This window comes from Vibrio sp. Makdt (assembly GCF_027587015.1).
GTDB lineage: Bacteria > Pseudomonadota > Gammaproteobacteria > Enterobacterales > Vibrionaceae > Vibrio > Vibrio chagasii_B.
Genome location: NZ_JAPPTH010000002.1, coordinates 415803 through 433107 on the forward strand (window position 1 = coordinate 415803; position 17305 = coordinate 433107).

15 protein-coding genes are annotated in these 17305 nt (G+C 45.0%); 9 read left to right on the plus strand and 6 right to left on the minus strand.

Translation table 11 applies throughout. The features are described from left to right. Positions 1-2: 2 nt before the first annotated feature. Together OH460_RS03990 and bla are read right to left on the minus strand one after the other, a co-directional pair. The gene (locus OH460_RS03990; RefSeq protein ID WP_269995289.1) at positions 3-1898 is read right to left on the minus strand and encodes an extracellular solute-binding protein; all 1896 of its coding nucleotides are present in this window, start codon (positions 1896-1898) and stop codon (positions 3-5) included. Positions 1899-2142: 244 nt separating this feature from the next. Next, on the minus strand, positions 2143-3006 hold the full coding sequence (bla, locus tag OH460_RS03995) for a class A beta-lactamase (RefSeq protein ID WP_269995291.1): 864 nt from the start codon (positions 3004-3006) through the stop codon (positions 2143-2145). 192 nt (positions 3007-3198) lie between these two features. Here bla and OH460_RS04000 point away from each other — a divergent pair, with 192 nt between their 5' ends. Beyond that, entirely contained in the window at positions 3199-4242 is a 1044-nt protein-coding gene (locus OH460_RS04000) for an endonuclease/exonuclease/phosphatase family protein (protein WP_269995293.1), read from the plus strand. A gap of 116 nt (positions 4243-4358) precedes the next feature. Here OH460_RS04000 and OH460_RS04005 read toward each other — a convergent pair whose 3' ends face one another. Beyond that, positions 4359-5024 (minus strand): porin family protein, encoded by a 666-nt coding sequence (locus OH460_RS04005; protein WP_269995294.1) that lies wholly within the window; start codon positions 5022-5024, stop codon positions 4359-4361. 162 nt (positions 5025-5186) lie between these two features. After that, complete coding sequence (locus OH460_RS04010) at positions 5187-5822, minus strand: porin family protein (protein WP_269995296.1); 636 nt, start codon at positions 5820-5822, stop codon at positions 5187-5189. A 405-nt stretch (positions 5823-6227) separates the two neighbouring features. On the opposite strand from OH460_RS04010, the gene OH460_RS04015 reads away from it, so the two are divergent. From OH460_RS04015 to OH460_RS04050, 8 genes are all read left to right on the plus strand, one after another. Continuing rightward, entirely contained in the window at positions 6228-6551 is a 324-nt protein-coding gene (locus OH460_RS04015) for a winged helix-turn-helix domain-containing protein (protein WP_061031102.1), read from the plus strand. A 307-nt stretch (positions 6552-6858) separates the two neighbouring features. Continuing rightward, the gene (gene rbsD / locus OH460_RS04020; protein ID WP_239937285.1) at positions 6859-7278 is read left to right on the plus strand and encodes a D-ribose pyranase; all 420 of its coding nucleotides are present in this window, start codon (positions 6859-6861) and stop codon (positions 7276-7278) included. A gap of 85 nt (positions 7279-7363) precedes the next feature. Then, positions 7364-8869: a ribose ABC transporter ATP-binding protein RbsA gene (gene rbsA / locus OH460_RS04025; RefSeq protein ID WP_269995301.1), complete on the plus strand. Its 1506-nt coding sequence runs from the start codon at positions 7364-7366 to the stop codon at positions 8867-8869. Continuing rightward, entirely contained in the window at positions 8866-9858 is a 993-nt protein-coding gene (gene rbsC, locus OH460_RS04030; RefSeq protein ID WP_171731062.1) for a ribose ABC transporter permease, read from the plus strand. Before rbsA ends, rbsC begins: the two co-directional genes overlap by 4 nt. A gap of 108 nt (positions 9859-9966) precedes the next feature. After that, positions 9967-10845: a ribose ABC transporter substrate-binding protein RbsB gene (gene rbsB / locus OH460_RS04035; RefSeq protein ID WP_061031106.1), complete on the plus strand. Its 879-nt coding sequence runs from the start codon at positions 9967-9969 to the stop codon at positions 10843-10845. A 215-nt stretch (positions 10846-11060) separates the two neighbouring features. Continuing rightward, positions 11061-11987 carry a ribokinase gene (gene rbsK / locus OH460_RS04040; protein ID WP_269995304.1) on the plus strand — a complete coding sequence of 309 codons (927 nt, stop codon included), beginning with the start codon at positions 11061-11063 and terminating at the stop codon, positions 11985-11987. 109 nt (positions 11988-12096) lie between these two features. Continuing rightward, positions 12097-13098, plus strand: coding sequence for a substrate-binding domain-containing protein (locus OH460_RS04045; protein ID WP_105058079.1), 1002 nt, complete (start codon positions 12097-12099; stop codon positions 13096-13098). A gap of 233 nt (positions 13099-13331) precedes the next feature. Then, positions 13332-15815, plus strand: coding sequence for a CHASE3 domain-containing protein (locus OH460_RS04050; protein ID WP_269995307.1), 2484 nt, complete (start codon positions 13332-13334; stop codon positions 15813-15815). Between the two features lie 52 nt (positions 15816-15867). Here the strand turns inward: OH460_RS04050 and OH460_RS04055 are convergent, their stop codons facing one another. Both OH460_RS04055 and OH460_RS04060 read right to left on the minus strand, forming a co-directional pair. Then, positions 15868-16659, minus strand: coding sequence for a carbon-nitrogen hydrolase family protein (locus tag OH460_RS04055; protein ID WP_269995308.1), 792 nt, complete (start codon positions 16657-16659; stop codon positions 15868-15870). 119 nt (positions 16660-16778) lie between these two features. Continuing rightward, positions 16779-17201, minus strand: a complete 423-nt coding sequence (locus OH460_RS04060) for a lysozyme inhibitor LprI family protein (RefSeq protein WP_269995309.1) — start codon at positions 17199-17201, stop codon at positions 16779-16781. Between the last annotated feature and the right edge of the window lie 104 nt (positions 17202-17305).

Below are 17305 nucleotides of genomic sequence, written 5' to 3' on the forward strand. Positions count from 1 at the left end.
TCCTAGCGACGTTTCTCAGGAAGCAATGCCGCCTTCTCTTCTGAAATCCACCATGTATCGATACCTAAATCGTATTTAGGCAGCACATCCGGACGCTCAAACTTGTCCCACATTGCCACTCGGTATTCACCAACGTGCCATTGAGGAATGTTGTAGAAGTTCCACTGCAACACACGGTCAAGAGAGCGACCTAGCGTAAGGAGCTTTTCTGGGTTCTGTTGGTTACGTGCGATTTCTTCAGTTAACGCATCCACCACAGGATCCATCACACCTGCTGTATTGTAAGTAGAATCAATGTAGTTAGAGTTCCAAACAATCATTAAGTTCGGGCTTGGGTAAGGGTTTGGCGAAAACGATGAAGAGACCATATCGAAATCTCGATCACGCAGACGCTTGATGTATTGCGTGGTATCGACCGTGCGGATCTTCATCTCGATCCCCATTCGCTTAAGGTTCTTTTGAACAGGTGTAGCAATACGCTCCGTCGTTGGGCTGTAAATCAACAACTCAAACGACATTGGCTTACCAGTCTTTTCGTTAGTCATTACTTTGTCTTTTAGTACCCAACCCGCTTCCTTCAGCAGTTTAAATGCCGTGCGCATTTGGCTACGAATACGACCACTGCCATCGGTGACTGGTGGTTGGTATTCTTCGGTAAACACTCGCGGTGGGATCTGGTCTTTGTACTGAGACAACAACGCCACTTCGTCTTCACTTGGCAAGCCTTTCGCTTCATAGTCAGTGTTTTGGAAGTAACTACGAGTACGTTTGTACTGGCCGTAGAACATGTTCTTATTCATCCACTCAAAGTCCATCGCGTACGTTAACGCTTCACGAACTTTAGGATCTGAGAACACCGGAGATTGAATATTGTAGACAAAGCCTTGGGTCGACTCTGGCTTCTCGTGATTGATCTCTTCTTTGACGATATAGCCTTTGTCGAAGTTTGCGCCTGTATAAGAGTTGGCCCAGAACTTAGCTGAGTTTTCAGTACGAAGGTCAAACTCCCCTGCTTTAAAGGCTTCCAGCATTACCGTGTCGTCACGGTAGTAATCGTATTGCACCTGCTTGAAGTTATTACGGCCAACGTTAACGGGTAGGTCTGCTGCCCAATAGTTTTCATCAAGGCCGTAGGTAACACTTTGACCCGACTTATAACTGATGATCTTATAAGGACCGCTGCCTACCGGCGGTTCACTTAGCGGCTCAGAGAGTTTTCTGTCTTTCCAAAAGTGCTTTGGTAACACGCGAGTGCTTTGAGCAAAGCTAAACAACTTCTCACGGTTAGGATTATTCATCTCGATACGAACAACCAAGTCAGAAACCGCAGTAACGGATTCGATGTCTTTGTAGTACACACGATATTGAGGCACACCTTCTGTCGAAAATTTCATGAAGGTAAACGCCACATCATGGGCTGTGATGGGCTGACCATCATGGAATTTAGCATTCGGGTTGATGTCGATTTCCATCCAAGTGAAATCACTGGCGTAGCGAACCTTTGAAGCAATCAATGGATAGTACGCATCAATCTCGTCGCTCGGAGAAAACATCAAGGTATCGTAAATCTCTCCGGTATAACTTGCAGCAACGCCGCGGGAACCGAATCGATTAAAGCTATCGTAGGTACCAATGCTGCCGTAGGTCACTTTGCCGAATTTAGGGGCATTCGGGTTAACGTAATCGAAGTGAGTAAAATCGGCTGGGTATTTTGCTTCACCAAAACCAACCAGTTGTGTGGTCTCAATAACGGTGACGGCGGGAGTGGATTCGGTATCGGATGCGTAAGTAACGGAGGGTTGTAGAGCAATAAGCGGCAGCATAACTGCACATGAGGCTAACTTTAACCTGAAAAACTGAGTGCGCTGCGAGGCCTTGCGTCGAAGATCTGTTCCCATTTGACTCTCCCTTCAAATGTCATGAATTCAATATTCAGCTTGATTTGTCGGCTTTGAATGCATGCCGTTAAAACAAGTATAGAATCAAATCTAACATCATGTAATAACTAATAAAACCATCAGCACCATAAGTCTTACGCTTTATTTACAAATTACTCGGGACTGTTCTAAGAAATATCACGCGCTAGCGCTATGGCTGAACCTGTGGCTAGCACGTGATTGTGTAGGATTACTGTACTATTAACTACTGCACCAGATACGCGTCAAAGATAAGTTGACCCACTTCGTTGATCACCTTGTCACGTTGTTGGAGAGTGAATTCAGTTTCTGTGAGAGAGACGCTGATGATCAACGGAGCTCTATGTTCACTCCACACAATAGCCGTGATTGCGCGAGAACCATAAGCGCCCGCCCCTGATCTATCCGCAATATTCCAACCACTAGGCAAGATAGAACGAAACATTCCGTCAGACACTTTATTGTCCATCATCCAGCCTTTTAACGTCGCTTTAGACGCTTGTGACAACGTATCGCCATACATCAACTCATTCAACGTCATCACAATACTATTCGCTGTTGTGGTATCGCGAGCATCACCAGGTCGAGCATGATTCAATTCTGGCTCCAAATGATCAAGGCGAGTATTGCTGTCTCCAATAGAACGCAGGAACTGAGTTAAGCCATTGGGTCCATCTATTCCACCTAGCACAATATTTGCGGCGGTATTGTCACTCATCGTCATGGTTGCGTTACACGCATCTCTAAGTGAAATGCCTTTATCGACTAGCTCTTTAGTCACTGGAGACCAAACAATGAGGTCCTCAGACTTAATGCTGACCTTTGAATCCAAATCCAGCCCTTTGTTTTCAGCATCATAAAGAAGGTTCGCACAAGCCAGAGTTTTGAAGGTACTCATCATCGGGAAACGTTCGTCGCCCTTGTAACTCCACGCTTTCTTGGTCGCCGAATCATAGACAGCCACACCAATGCGTGCCGAAACACGAGATTCAATTTGCTCAATCGATTCAGGCGTAAGGGATTGACTCAATGACGATGCAGAGAAAAAGGCGCTCAACAATACAAGAGCGAGAGAGGTATATTTTTTCATAGTGAAACCATAAGAAAACGACCGATTGATCGTAGAGAAAATTAAACTCGACACCTTAACCGCATCGAATGGAGAGAATCTAAGCAGAAAGCGACGACCTTCGCTAGATCAAATGAAAATAACTGACTAAATACGAACAATATCTCCATATTTTAGATATCCTTAAAAGAGTGATTTCAATAGGATTCAACCTTGAACAAACCAAACCAAGTAACCTTCTCAACGTTCAACCTTTTGAACTACCTTGAGCCGCCGAATGCTTATTATGATTTTGAGAACATCTACAGCCTCGATGAATGGCAAAAGAAACAGCATTGGATTGCTGAAGCGATTCGTTCAACAGGTTGCGATGTGATTGGCTTTCAAGAGATCTTCAGCCCAGAATCTTTACAGCAGCTAATGAATGAACTGGGTTACCCCTACTTTGCCGTGGTCGATAGTGCACACGTTGAAGATGATTACCTATACACCTCCCCTGTAGTGGGTATTGCTTCCCGTTACCCGATTGAAAATGTTCAGCCTGTAACACCGGATTCGAGCCTACTTGCCGCCTTTAACCTTAGCGACAATTTTTCATTCAACCGCACGCCAGTGCACGCCACCATTGAATTACCTCACTTAGGCTCAACCGATTGTTATGTCGTACACTTTAAGTCACAACGCCCAACTGAGCCAAAAGTTGAGCCAGCAGAACCCAGCGACAGTTCAGCAGAGCAGAAACCTCAGAGTGACACACTGATTAAACTTCATCAGGAACAACTAGGCTCTTGGCTATCGAGCGTTCAACGTGGCCTAGAGGCTCAAATGCTGCATCAATACATCACCAATCAACGCTACAAAACCGATCAACCCGTTGTATTGATGGGCGACTTTAACAAGCCCCTATTTAACGATGAATTCAAAGGGCTGTTGAGCTATTCGTTGAATCGAGATGAAACCAGCCAACATTGGCTTTCACACTTTAGATTGAGAGACAGCTGGGATCTCTACCATCAATTACACGAAGAAGACTTGCTCGAACAACGTAAACCAACTCACTATTACGGCGCATCAGGCTCAGTCTTGGACTACATATTGATGTCGAACGAATTTGACTGCCAGAACTCCTCAAGTTTGATGGAAATATCACACTACACCGTGCTCGATCATCACCTGATTAACCCAAGCTTCGAACACGACCAATTCAGTACCGATCACGCTGTCGTTTCCGTCACCGCTCATATCCGCGAGGCCTAACGTTAGACATAAAAAAGCCGCAGTCAAACACTGCGGCTTTTTAGCCTAGCCAAGCGGGTTTAGCCAACCGACGTTCCATTTAGAAATGGACCTGTTTTTAGGCAAAACTGAATAGTTTAAAAGGTGTACATCGCGCCTAAGTAGAAAGAGTCCAAAGTTACTGTCTTTTTATATGTTTTACTCTTTTCTGCGACCGAGCCCTTCCACCTTGTCTCCTTAATTTCGGCATCAAACACATCAGCTTCGTATCCTAAACGGATACTGAAAGCCGGTGCTTTTGGAGGTGTGTACTCTAAGCCAAAGCCTACGCGAGCCCCGATATCGGCATCAGACTTGATCTGAGAAGCGCTGTATCTTCCGTCCTTAGAATCTAAGTCGATGCTAGACAAACCAACCACACCAAAAGGACGTAATCCGTTATCAAACGTGTAACCAAGATTTGCGCTTAAAGAGATAACCTTTGGTGCCCAACTGAAGTTGTAAGCGCGAGCAAAGTTTACTTTTGCGTTGTGCGCAACTACATCACCGTAATCCGTGTATTGAGCCTCAATAGAAGCAATACGATTAAACTTATAGCCAGCCATAATGCGATAAGCGTTATCTTTCGCTTCAAATGTCGCTGTTTTGGCTGAATTACTTTTTGATACTAAGCCGTCGTCGTCAATATCTGACGAACCAATTGCACCACCTAGATAAAAGCCGCTATCCAATACCGAGGCTGATGCCGTATGAATTGTAAATGACGACAGAAGCAATACTGCACTTAATATAGATTTATTCATCTTCATTTTGCCTTGAGTCTTTAAACCAACAGCTTTGATATTGCGTTGGTCGATGTATAAAAAAGCTGCCGACGATTGCGGCAGCTTTCACTTTAGCTAAACGGGTTGAGCCAACCGACGCCCCATTTAGAAATCGATTTACCGTTTAACAAAGTGTGAAACTTAAAAGTTGTATGTTGCACCTAGATAGAACGACTCTAGTACGATGTCTTTTTCTACTTTTCTGCGATTCCAAAAGCTACCTTCGTAAGTCTCGAGAGTGAATGCATCCGCTTCATAACCAAGACGTAGGCTTAATGCTGCTAACTTAGGCGGGGTATACTCCACACCAACACCGAAACGAACACCAGTGCCAGTATCATCGAAGTCAGAACCAGAAGGACGAGAACCGTCTGCGTTTTTCATATCTAGGTCGATAGAAGATAAACCGATAATACCAAACGGACGCATGCCGTTATCAAATGTGTATCCTAGGTTTGCAGCTACTGATACTGTTTGAGGAGTCCATGTAAACCCTTCTGTTTTATCAGCGTGGTTTTTTGCAACTAGATCGCCATAGTCTGTGTATTGAACCTCAAGCGATACAATGCGGTTAAACTTGTAACCTGCAATTAGACGGTAAGAGTTATCTTCGGCTTCAAAAGTCACAGGTTCTGTCTTTGATGAAACTAAGTCATCATCTTCAAAATCAACGGTACCAATTGCACCGCCAAGGTAAAAACCACTGTCCTCTGCCATTACACTGTTTGTCGCTACCGCTGACATCAATGCCACGCCTAAAATTAGTTTGTTATTCATTACTGCTTGACCTTACTTATTTCAAATCAAGATTGCTAAGCGTTCCCAAACCGCACAATCTTTTTAGAGTTATCCGACACCCCGTCGAATTGGCAATCAGATTACGCTCACAGAAAACAAAAAAATAAATAAAAATATAATCACTTAGTAACTTCGAACAACACAATCAGTAAAAACAAATAACCAACTGAATAACAAAGAAATAAAACATCTTCATTTTTCACAAAAAATCCCACATCCATTTTCAAACCAACGGTTTTTTATATTTTTTCTCGCGTGGCTTACGTGCGCTTACTTTCAAGAGAGGTGTGATTTTGCATAATCCGCGCGCTTTGATTGCTCACTTTCGATGCACAACAAGTCATAAACCAATCTTTTCTATTCGAACAAATGAACATAAATACGATGAACCACACCATAGACTTCAGCGGCCTACTCATTGATACCAACTCTCGAACGATTACCAATCAGCAAGGTAACCGTATTGCATTACGCCCTCAGTTATTGGCTGTGCTCTGTCTACTAGTAGAGAACGTAGGAAAGCCAATCACTAAAGAACATATTATTGATGAGTGTTGGGAGGGAGAGCTCTCATCACCTCACGCCCTAGCTAACGTTATTTATAACCTGCGTAACGTATTCGCTCGCTTAAGAACGCCTCATATCCAAATTCTCACAGTCACCAAGTTTGGTTACGCTCTATCAATAAAAGAAGGTGAACTCGTTTAGGCTTTGCCCTATTCGAGCCAACGGTAAAGCCACACATCGAGTAAACCTGTTCCTAGCTTTGCCAACGATCGGGCTCCACAAAAACGAACCTAGCCCCCTACTTCCCTCGAATTTATGCAATCAATCACGGTGATTGAGATCACCAAAAAACACCTCATCGAAACGTTTCGATGATCGCTATCACACTCTAAAGCTCTCATAGGTGCAAATGATAAATCACACACTATTATCACTATCGAAACGTTTCGATGGCTTTTCTTGAGTTGTTTCTCATCCCATCAAGCGTGTTTTTTCGATAGGTCGTGATATGAAAAAAAGTACTCTAATAAACTCTGAACTCTCCTACTTAGTGGCGACTCTTGGCCACACAGACGAAATTACGATTTGTGATGCAGGGCTACCGATTCCAGATCATGTATCTCGTATCGACCTTGCTTTAACTCACGGTGTGCCGAGCTTTGCTCAAACAGTAAAAACCATGCTTGATGAATCTCAAATTGAAGGTGTGGTTATCGCGGAAGAATTTAAAAAAGTAAGCCCAGAGCATCATGCAGCGCTGATTGATCAAATCAAAACAGAAGAAGCGCGTTGTGGTAAAGAAATTGCGATTACTTACATCACTCATGAAGAGTTTAAACAGCGCACTCATGAAAGCCGCGCTGTGATTCGTACCGGTGAATGCACACCTTACGCGAATGTCATTTTCCAAGCTGGCGTAACGTTCTAGCTCAAGCGAAAAATAACGACAGCCCAGCGTGACAGCTGAAAGAAAGAATAACCAAATACAACTGGCCCCGAGTAAAGGAACCGACATGACTCAAGCCATTTTAGAACTTAGCTCAATTGAGAAGGCCTTCCCTGGTGTGAAAGCACTAGACAAGGCAAGCCTCAACGTTTACCCAGGACGCGTGATGGCGTTAATGGGCGAAAACGGTGCAGGTAAATCAACCCTCATGAAAGTGCTGACAGGCATTTATCACTTGGATGGCGGCACTATCGCGTACCAAGGTAAGCCTGCTGCATTCAAAGGGCCTCGAGACTCTCAACAAGCTGGTATCAGTATCATTCACCAAGAACTGAACCTGATCCCAGAGCTGACCATCGCCGAGAACATCTTCTTAGGTCGTGAAATCACCAGCACCATGGGACGTATCTTGTGGAACGAGATGTACCAAGAAGCCGACAAGCTACTGAAGCGCCTAAACGTAAAACACAGCTCAAAAACACCACTTGGAGAACTCAGCCTAGGCGAGCAACAAATGGTAGAGATTGCAAAAGCACTATCGTTTGAATCTAAGGTCATCATCATGGATGAACCAACAGATGCCCTAACCGATACTGAAACCGAATCTCTGTTCAAAGTAATCAACGAGCTACGTGATGAAGGCTGCGGCATTGTTTACATCTCTCACCGTTTGAAAGAGATCTTCGAGATCTGTGACGACATCACCGTACTTCGTGACGGCAGGTTCATTGGACAATGTGAAGTAAAAGACACAGACGAAGACGGCTTAATCGAAATGATGGTTGGTCGTAAGCTCGACGAACAATACCCTCGCATCGCACCAAGCCATGGTGAGACTTGCTTAGAAGTGATTGGCCTTACTGGCTCTGGTGTTCATGACGTTAGCTTTACCCTAAAGCGCGGTGAAATCCTAGGTATATCAGGGCTAATGGGTGCTGGTCGTACTGAATTGATGAAAGTGATTTACGGTGCCCTTCCAAGTGAGCGCGGCGTTATCAATTTAGAAAATAAAACCATCAACCCTGTGAGTCCTAAAGATGGCCTTGCTAATGGCATCGCTTACATCTCTGAAGACCGTAAAGGTGACGGCTTAGTGCTTGGGCTTTCAGTGAAAGAGAACATGTCTCTTTGTTCACTGGACCTACTGACCAAAAGCGGTCAAATCCAACACAAAGACGAAGTGATCGCAGTCGATGACTTCATCAAGCTATTCAACATCAAGACCCCTACTCGCGAGCAAATCATTGGCAACCTTTCTGGTGGTAACCAGCAGAAAGTCGCTATCGCTAAAGGCTTGATGACCAAACCAAAAGTATTGATTCTCGACGAGCCAACCCGTGGTGTCGATGTCGGTGCGAAAAAAGAGATTTACCAACTCATTAATAAGTTTAAAGCCGACGGCATGAGCATCATTTTGGTGTCCTCTGAAATGCCAGAAGTATTAGGAATGAGTGACCGCATCATGGTGATGCATGAAGGCCGCATCAGCGGTGAATTTGACGCTAAAGAAGCAAACCAAGAATTATTACTGGCGTGTGCGGTCGGTAAAAAGATTAACGAGGACGCAGCATGAGTACCAAAACCATGAGCAAAACAACTGAAACTGAAGCGCCGAAGAAAAAGCCGTTAATCAGCAAAGAGTGGCTGATTGATCAAAAGTCATTGATTGCTTTGATCTTCCTGATTGTTGTCGTTTCTTTCTTAAACCCGAACTTTTTTACTGTCGACAACATCCTAAACATTCTGCGCCAAACGTCGGTTAACGCAATCATCGCTGTAGGCATGACGCTGGTTATCTTAACCGCAGGTATCGACTTGAGCGTTGGCTCAGTATTGGCACTTTGTGGCGCATTCGCTGCCAGCATGATTGGTATGGAAATCCCTGTGATGATCGCTGTGCCAACCGCTCTTGTAGCAGGCGCAGCATTAGGTGCAATAAGTGGTGTGATCATCGCGAAAGGTAAGGTTCAAGCCTTCATCGCAACGCTAGTAACCATGACACTACTTCGTGGTGTAACCATGGTTTACACCGACGGTCGCCCTATCTCTACTGGCTTTACGGACACAGCAGACGCATTCGCTTGGTTTGGTACAGGCTACGCAATGGGTGTACCGGTTCCAGTTTGGATCATGGTCGTAGTATTCGCATCCGTTTGGTACCTACTTAACCACACACGCTTTGGCCGTTACGTTTACGCACTTGGCGGCAACGAATCAGCAACCCGCCTATCAGGCATCGACGTAGACAAAGTAAAAATTGGCGTTTACGCAATCTGTGGTCTGTTAGCAGCGGTAGCGGGCATCATCGTGGCTTCTCGTTTGTCATCGGCTCAACCAACCGCAGGTATGGGTTATGAGCTAGACGCTATCGCAGCGGTGGTTCTTGGCGGTACAAGCTTAGCTGGCGGTCGTGGTCGCATCATGGGCACATTGATTGGTGCACTGATTATTGGCTTCCTGAACAACGCCCTAAACCTATTAGACGTTTCTTCTTACTACCAGATGATTGCAAAAGCAGTGGTTATTCTTCTGGCAGTACTGGTTGATAACAAAAACAAGTAACACTTTGAACGGCTCTAGTTTGAGTCAACGTAACACCCCAATAAATCAATAATATAACAACGAGCTAGGACTCACCTCCTAGCTCACCCTACACAAAGGACTTACACCATGAAAAAATTAGCGACTCTTATTTCTGCTGCTCTTCTTTCTACAACCGTATCTGTGTCTGCACAGGCGCAAGATACAATGGCAATCGTTCTGTCTACATTGAACAACCCATTCTTTGTAACCATGAAAGATGGCGCAGAAGCGAAAGCTGAAGAGCTAGGCTACAAGCTTATCGTTCTTGATTCTCAAAACGACCCAAGCAAAGAGCTGTCGAACATTGAAGATCTAACCATTCGTGGTGTTAAGGCAATCCTGATCAACCCAACAGATTCAGATGCTGTGTCTAACGCGATTCGCATGGCTAACCGCTCTAACATCCCAGTACTAACACTTGACCGTGGCGCAAGCCGTGGTGACGTTGTAAGCCACATCGCTTCTGATAACGTAATCGGTGGTGAAATGGCGGGTCACTTCATCATGGAAAAAGTGGGCGAAAAAGCGAAAGTAATCCAACTTGAAGGTATCGCTGGTACTTCTGCAGCTCGTGAACGTGGTGAAGGCTTCATGAACGCAGTAGACGGCAGCGGCCTTGAGCTTCTTGCAAGCCAACCTGCTGATTTCGACCGTACTAAAGGTCTGAACGTAATGGAAAACCTACTTGCAGCTAACCCAGATGTTGAAGCAGTATTCGCTCAGAACGATGAAATGGCTCTAGGTGCACTACGCGCTGTTCAAGCATCTGGTAAAGACGTAATGATCGTTGGCTTCGACGGCACAGACGACGGCATCGCTGCTGTTAACCGTGGCCTACTTGGCGCAACCGTTGCACAACAACCAGACCTAATCGGTTCTCTAGGTATCGAGATGGCAGACAAAGTGCTTAAAGGCGAAAAAGTAGACGAGTACGTACCAGTACCTCTAAAAATCATCGCTAAATAATCGGTGCTAAACGAGTAATACCAAGCAGGGAGTCCCCTATCTCCCTGCTTTCTTCACTCAATAGCGTATTTACTCACTGGCTCAAAGCAAAAACCGACAGTGCATCGCTGTTTCTCATTCCTCTATCGCGACTTGACGACTCTCTCGCGACTGAATAGCTAACCATGAGAAAGACCCATGCATTTTCAAATACGATATATCATAAGGCTCGTATCATGACTCAACTGATTGTTTTAGGTAGCGTTAACGCTGACCACGTACTGCAAGTTCCTTCGTTCCCTCGTCCGGGTGAAACCTTGATTGGCGGTAACTATCAGGTCATCCCTGGCGGAAAAGGCGCAAACCAAGCGGTAGCCGCAGCACGATTAAACGCAGATATCGGCTTCATCGCCTGTGTCGGTGACGACCCATTCGGCATCAACATTCGTCAAGATTTTGCTAGAGACGGAATTAACATCGACGGTGTTATCGTGGCAGAGAACACGCCAACTGGCATCGCTATGATCCAAGTATCAGCAGCGGGTGAAAACAGCATTTGTCTTTCTCCAGAAGCGAACAACAAGCTGACTTGCGAACAAATCGAACCACACCTAGAGAAGATCCGCGGTGCGAAATTCCTTCTAACTCAATTGGAAACCCCAATCGAAGGCATTGAATACGCGGCGAAAACCGCTAAAGAGAGCGGCACTCGCGTGATTCTAAACCCTGCCCCTGCTCGCCCACTATCAGATACGTTATTAGCGTGTGTGGATGTGATTACACCAAACGAAACCGAAGCAGAAGTGCTGACAGGCGTGACAGTAACCGATAGCGCATCTGCTCATCAGGCAGCTTTGGCTCTGCATGCGAAAGGCATCGAGACGGTAATGATCACTCTTGGCGCTAAAGGTGTTTGGGTAAGTAAAAACGGTGAGGGTGAGTTAATCGCTGGCTTCCGAGTTGAAGCGACAGACACCACCGCCGCTGGTGACACTTTCAACGGAGCACTAGTTACCGGCTTACTTGAAGATATGCCAATGGAACGCGCGATTAAGTTTGCTCATGCTGCGGCGGCAATTTCAGTAACTCGCTTTGGTGCTCAAACGTCTATTCCAAGCCGTGATGAAACAGACGCATTTTTGGCAGAGCAACTGTCTGCCTAATAGGTTGAAGCTTAATTAAGTTATGTAACAACAAATAACTAAACATAAGCCCCTGTTTTCAGGCAGAATATCGCCCAACGTGGACAAGTGACTCCCACAAGGATTTTTTATGGCAACAATGAAAGACATCGCTAAGCTCGCAAAGGTATCGACCTCTACGGTGAGCCATGTGATTAACAAGTCACGTTTTGTCAGTGAAGAGATAGCTGAGCGTGTCAACAATGCCGCGAGAGAGCTTAACTATGCGCCTTCTGCATTAGCTCGCAGTTTGAAGATGAAGCAAACCAAAACGCTTGGCATGCTAGTGACAACCTCTACCAACCCATTCTTTGGCGAAGTAGTAAAAGGCGTTGAACGTCGTTGTTATGAAAAAGGCTACAACCTTATCTTGTGTAACACCGAAGGCGATAGCGAACGTATGAAATCGTCGATCGATACACTGCTACAAAAACGTGTCGATGGCTTAATGCTGATGTGCTCTACCCTTGAAGGCGAACATATCGACGTGTTCGAACGTTACCCAGAACTGCCTGTAGTAGTGATGGATTGGGGCCCAATGCTGTTTGCGAGCGACAAGATTCAAGATAACTCGCATCAAGGTGGCTACATGGCGACCAAGCACCTGATTGATAACGGCCACTCTCAAATTGGCTGTATCACAGGTCCGCTGCATCGTAATCAGGCATCATCGCGTTACCAAGGCTTCAAACAAGCAATGGAAGAAGCGGGATTAGAAATCAACGCTGATTGGATTGTCGAATCGAACTTCGAGTGTGATGGCGGTTTTGATTCATACCAAACGCTAAAATCTCGTGGCAAAATGCCGAGTGCACTGTTTGTAAGTAACGACATGATGGCAATGGGCGTGATTCACGCAGCAGCGCAAGATGGCACATCAATACCGAATGATCTCTCAATCATTGGCTACGATGACATCCACTTGTCTAAATACATGACACCGGCTTTAAGCACGGTCCACCAGCCAAAGCACCGCTTAGGTAAAGCAGCGGTTGATACACTGTTGAGTCGCTTACAAACACCAGACGCCTACCCACAGGTCGTTGAGTTAGAGCCAACCCTCGTGGAACGAAGCAGCGTGAAAGCGATTTAACCCACAATCACCCTTACCCCATCATAAAGAGCCAGTTTATTAAACTGGCTCTTTGTTTTTAGATTTAGTTGGTCAACAAAAGCTTCGTCTATCAAACTATCGCACTACCTCTCAAACATGTATTTATGCATTAAATAGAGACATTCTCGAATCAAAATATGCATTTACACACTCAACAACTCATTCTCACCTACACTATCAATAACTAACATCGACATGGAGAGCGTTGTTTTATGATTTTGGGCTGGTTCGACAATATTTCCCTTCAAAAAAAGCTATTCGTCAGCTTTTGTATTCCGATTGCTTTGATCGTGACCGTTTCGTTCTCAGTTCATGAAAACACCCAATCAATGGTAGAAGACAACCACTGGGTGGTTCACACACACAAAGCTATTGCACGAGCTCAAGAGTTGCTCAACCTAGTCGTAGATATGGAAACCGGTCAAAGGGGCTACTTAATCACAGGAGACCCTGTCTTTTTAGAGCCCTACCACCTTGCACTCGATGTGTGGCGTCAAAAAATTCAAACCCTTGCTGCTCAAGTTAGCGATAACCCGCCGCAAGTTGATCGCCTAAACAGAATTGATGATATCCATCAAACCTGGCTCAAAGAATCTGGAGAAAAGGAAATCCAACAACGCAACCTCGTTAACAAAGGTGAAGCAGATATGCAGAGTGTCGTAGCTCTCACCAAGCAGCAAACGGGAAAACAACTGATCGACCAAATACGACGTGAAATCGCGCGATTTATCGAAATAGAGCAACAGCTGATCAGCGTTCGTGTTGTTAAATCTGATAACTCCGCTCAGCAAACCGATTACGTTCTATTGGTCGGTACACTCCTTTCCGTTTTCATCTCATTAGTTATCGCGGCATGGTCATCAAACCGTATTAAACGCAGGATAGACATACTGCTCGCAGCCGCTAATCAAGTTGCCGCAGGTAATCTAAGAGAAGGCGCTTCGACACTTAACCTACATTCAAAAACAAACGCCCAAGACGAGGTTGCCCACCTCACACATAGCTTTCAGAAAATGGCGACCAACCTAGTAAAAAACGACAATGAAATGCGGGCAAAAAACCAAGAACTCGTCGCGGAGCGCGCCAAAGCTGAAGCTGCGGTAAAAGCCAAGGGTGAGTTTTTATCAACCATGAGCCACGAAATCAGGACACCCATGAACGGTGTACTCGGGATTTCTCAGATCATCGCCAGTCAAACTCAAGAGCCAGAAACCAAAGAGAACATTAATATTATTCTCGATTCTGGCCATCATTTAATGACCATACTCAACGACATTCTCGACTTTTCTAAAGTAGAAGAGAACAAGCTTGAACTAGAGGTTGCACCTTTCCATTTTGTCCAAGTGATACAACCCGTTTGTAGCGCAATCAAGCCATTAGCAGACGAAAAAGGCATCCGCCTATTGATAGAAAATAACGTTCCGGCGCATATTCAGCTCATTGGAGACAGTGCAAGGTTACGTCAAATTCTTTACAACTTGGGCGGCAACGCGACCAAATTCACCAAAGAAGGTCATGTTGCCATTCAAGCTGAGCTCAACCGCCCCAATAATAAGCTCATTCTCACGGTGACAGACACCGGCGTTGGTATTCCCAAAAACAAACACGAGCAAATATTTAACTCATTTGAACAAGCAGACACATCAACAACAAGACAGTTTGGCGGTACCGGGCTTGGCCTCGCCATCGTTAAGAACCTCGTCAAACTTATGAATGGTGACATCATATTAACCAGTGCTGTTGGGCTTGGAACAAAATTCGAAGTCTCGCTTCCGATTGCATGGCAAGAAGGTAAAGTAGCCAGCGAGAACATCCCACGTTTGGCTGATACAGAGAAACTCACCTACGAATCCCTCAACATCCTGTTAGTCGAAGACAATCGCATCAACGCCATTGTCGCTAAGGGCTTCTGTGAAAACCTAGGTCACCATGTCGACCTAGCAGAGAATGGAAAACTGGCGATTGAACGTCTCGACACCCATCAATATGATCTTATATTAATGGATAACCATATGCCTGAAATGAACGGGGTGGAGGCGACACATTACATACGAGATAAATTAAAACTCAACACCTTAATATTCGCCTATACCGCAGATGTATTTCGCGAGGCTCATGACAGCTTTCTCGATGCTGGTGTCGACCACGTTCTTACCAAGCCCCTACAACAAGAGAGCTTCTTCGATGCGCTGCAACAGTTCTCAAACCGCTTACCAAAACAATCAGCGGTTGAACGTACTAAAAAGTATGAGAACGTCATAGAGCTTCTTCGCAAGCCCATCGACACATTAAGACTAACCGAAGAAGAGATAAGCCAATCAGAAGTTCTGAAAATGCTTAAAGATGACAAAATAGGATTTAGCATGCTTATCGACTCAACGATTCTCGAGTTCGAAAACTCTGTCGACCAAGTCATCGAATACTACCTCGCGAAAAAGCTAAAACCACTGTACAGAACCTTGCACTCCATTAAAGGTATGTCGCTTAACTTGGGGCTTAACATGCTTTCAAAACAAGCATTAGAGTTAGAAGTACAGACAAAAAACCAGCAGCTGCCTGATATAGAACTGCTCCAAAAACTGCTTAACCGCCTGATGGTAAATATTCATCAAGCTCAGCGAATGAAAGCCGTTAATTCCATCGCGCGTTTGGAGAAAATAGATAAAAAACGTAAGAACACACCACTTCAAGACTAAGGGCAAGGCCAAATACCTTGCCCTCTTTAATTAAATACCGCGGTGCGTGATTCTAACGGCTTAATGCAGAGGTGATTCGCTGCATTTCATCCAACAGTTCTATCCCATTGTATTGAGGCGCTATCGCCAAGTCTCGAATAGTCACTGTATCAACCGACTGTTTGTCCGAACATTGAAGCACCAAGTCTCCCTTTGGTGAATAGACTCGGCTTCCACCACAATAGGTTGCAGTAAAGGCATCAACCACATCTTGCCCAACACGGTTACACGTTACGATGTGGCACCCTTCTTCTAGCGCCCTCGCCTGTCCGATGGCAAAACTGTGGTGACCACCAAAATTGGCAGGGTGAAGAACAACATCAACAGAGTGATACGCTCTCATGATCTCAGGGAACCAAATATCGAAACAGATCGCCACGCCAAACGTTAACCCTTTATATTCGAAAGTTAAAAGCTCAGAGCCCCGTGAGAAATACTGCTTATCGAATTTGGTTTGACTGACTTTGCGATACTTATGGCGAAGCCCAGTTCCATCAATTACAGCAACGCTGTTGTAATATTCGCCTTGGTCTTCCTCTGCAATGCCAGCAACAATCAAGGTTTCATGCTTTTCTGCCAGTTTCGACAAAGCATCAATGGTCTCACTATTGGCGAAGTTTTCGCTTAATTCGTGCACTTCTGACGCTTGGTTAAAGATGTAACCCGTAGAGAACAATTCTGGTAGCAGGGTAATGTCACCGACGGAGGCTTGCGCATCTAAAAGCTCCGAAACCAGAGCGAGGTTTTTCTGTTTGTTTTTGTATTCAACTTCAAGCTGAACAAGGGTGATACTGACATTATTCAAAATCGAATCCTTACTGGGTCACACAAATCAGATGCAGAGTAAGAGAATCACCCTTCGCTTTCTTACTTCAAGCCAAACCATTGAAGCAAGCGCACACTCTCAAGCTCATTTTCGCCTGTCTAATCCATCAACTTAGGTTCTGGCAACACAGGCGGCGTACTGCCCATATAAGTTAAGAAATTCTCCCACACTTCGTGAGTGCGTTGCTTGGTTAACTTAGTCTTACAAGAAAGCGCCATCAGCCCACGAATTGAACCATCGCGCCATTGGGTATACACAGAGTCACAATGCGCTGTCATATAGGCTTGCCAACTCTCCTGAGCGACCTTGATGGCACCCACCAACTCAGTATCCTCAGCATTGTGTTCAAAGCTGGTTGCTAAGTACTTATCAAGCTCTACCTGTGCAGATTCAAGCTCAAGTGCGGCACAGTGATTGATCTCTAATGTGTTCATCGCATTGTCGCAATCAACCGCGTCTTCGCCAGCATGTGCCAAACCAGAGAAGTAAGTCAGTAAGAGCAGTGCTATCGCTTTTTTCATACTAATCCCTAATCATTCGGTTAGTTTTCTTCAATATTGCAATCGTATATAACTCTAACCTTTATAGGGTTATAAATATTTTTAATTCGTATTACTACTGCAAA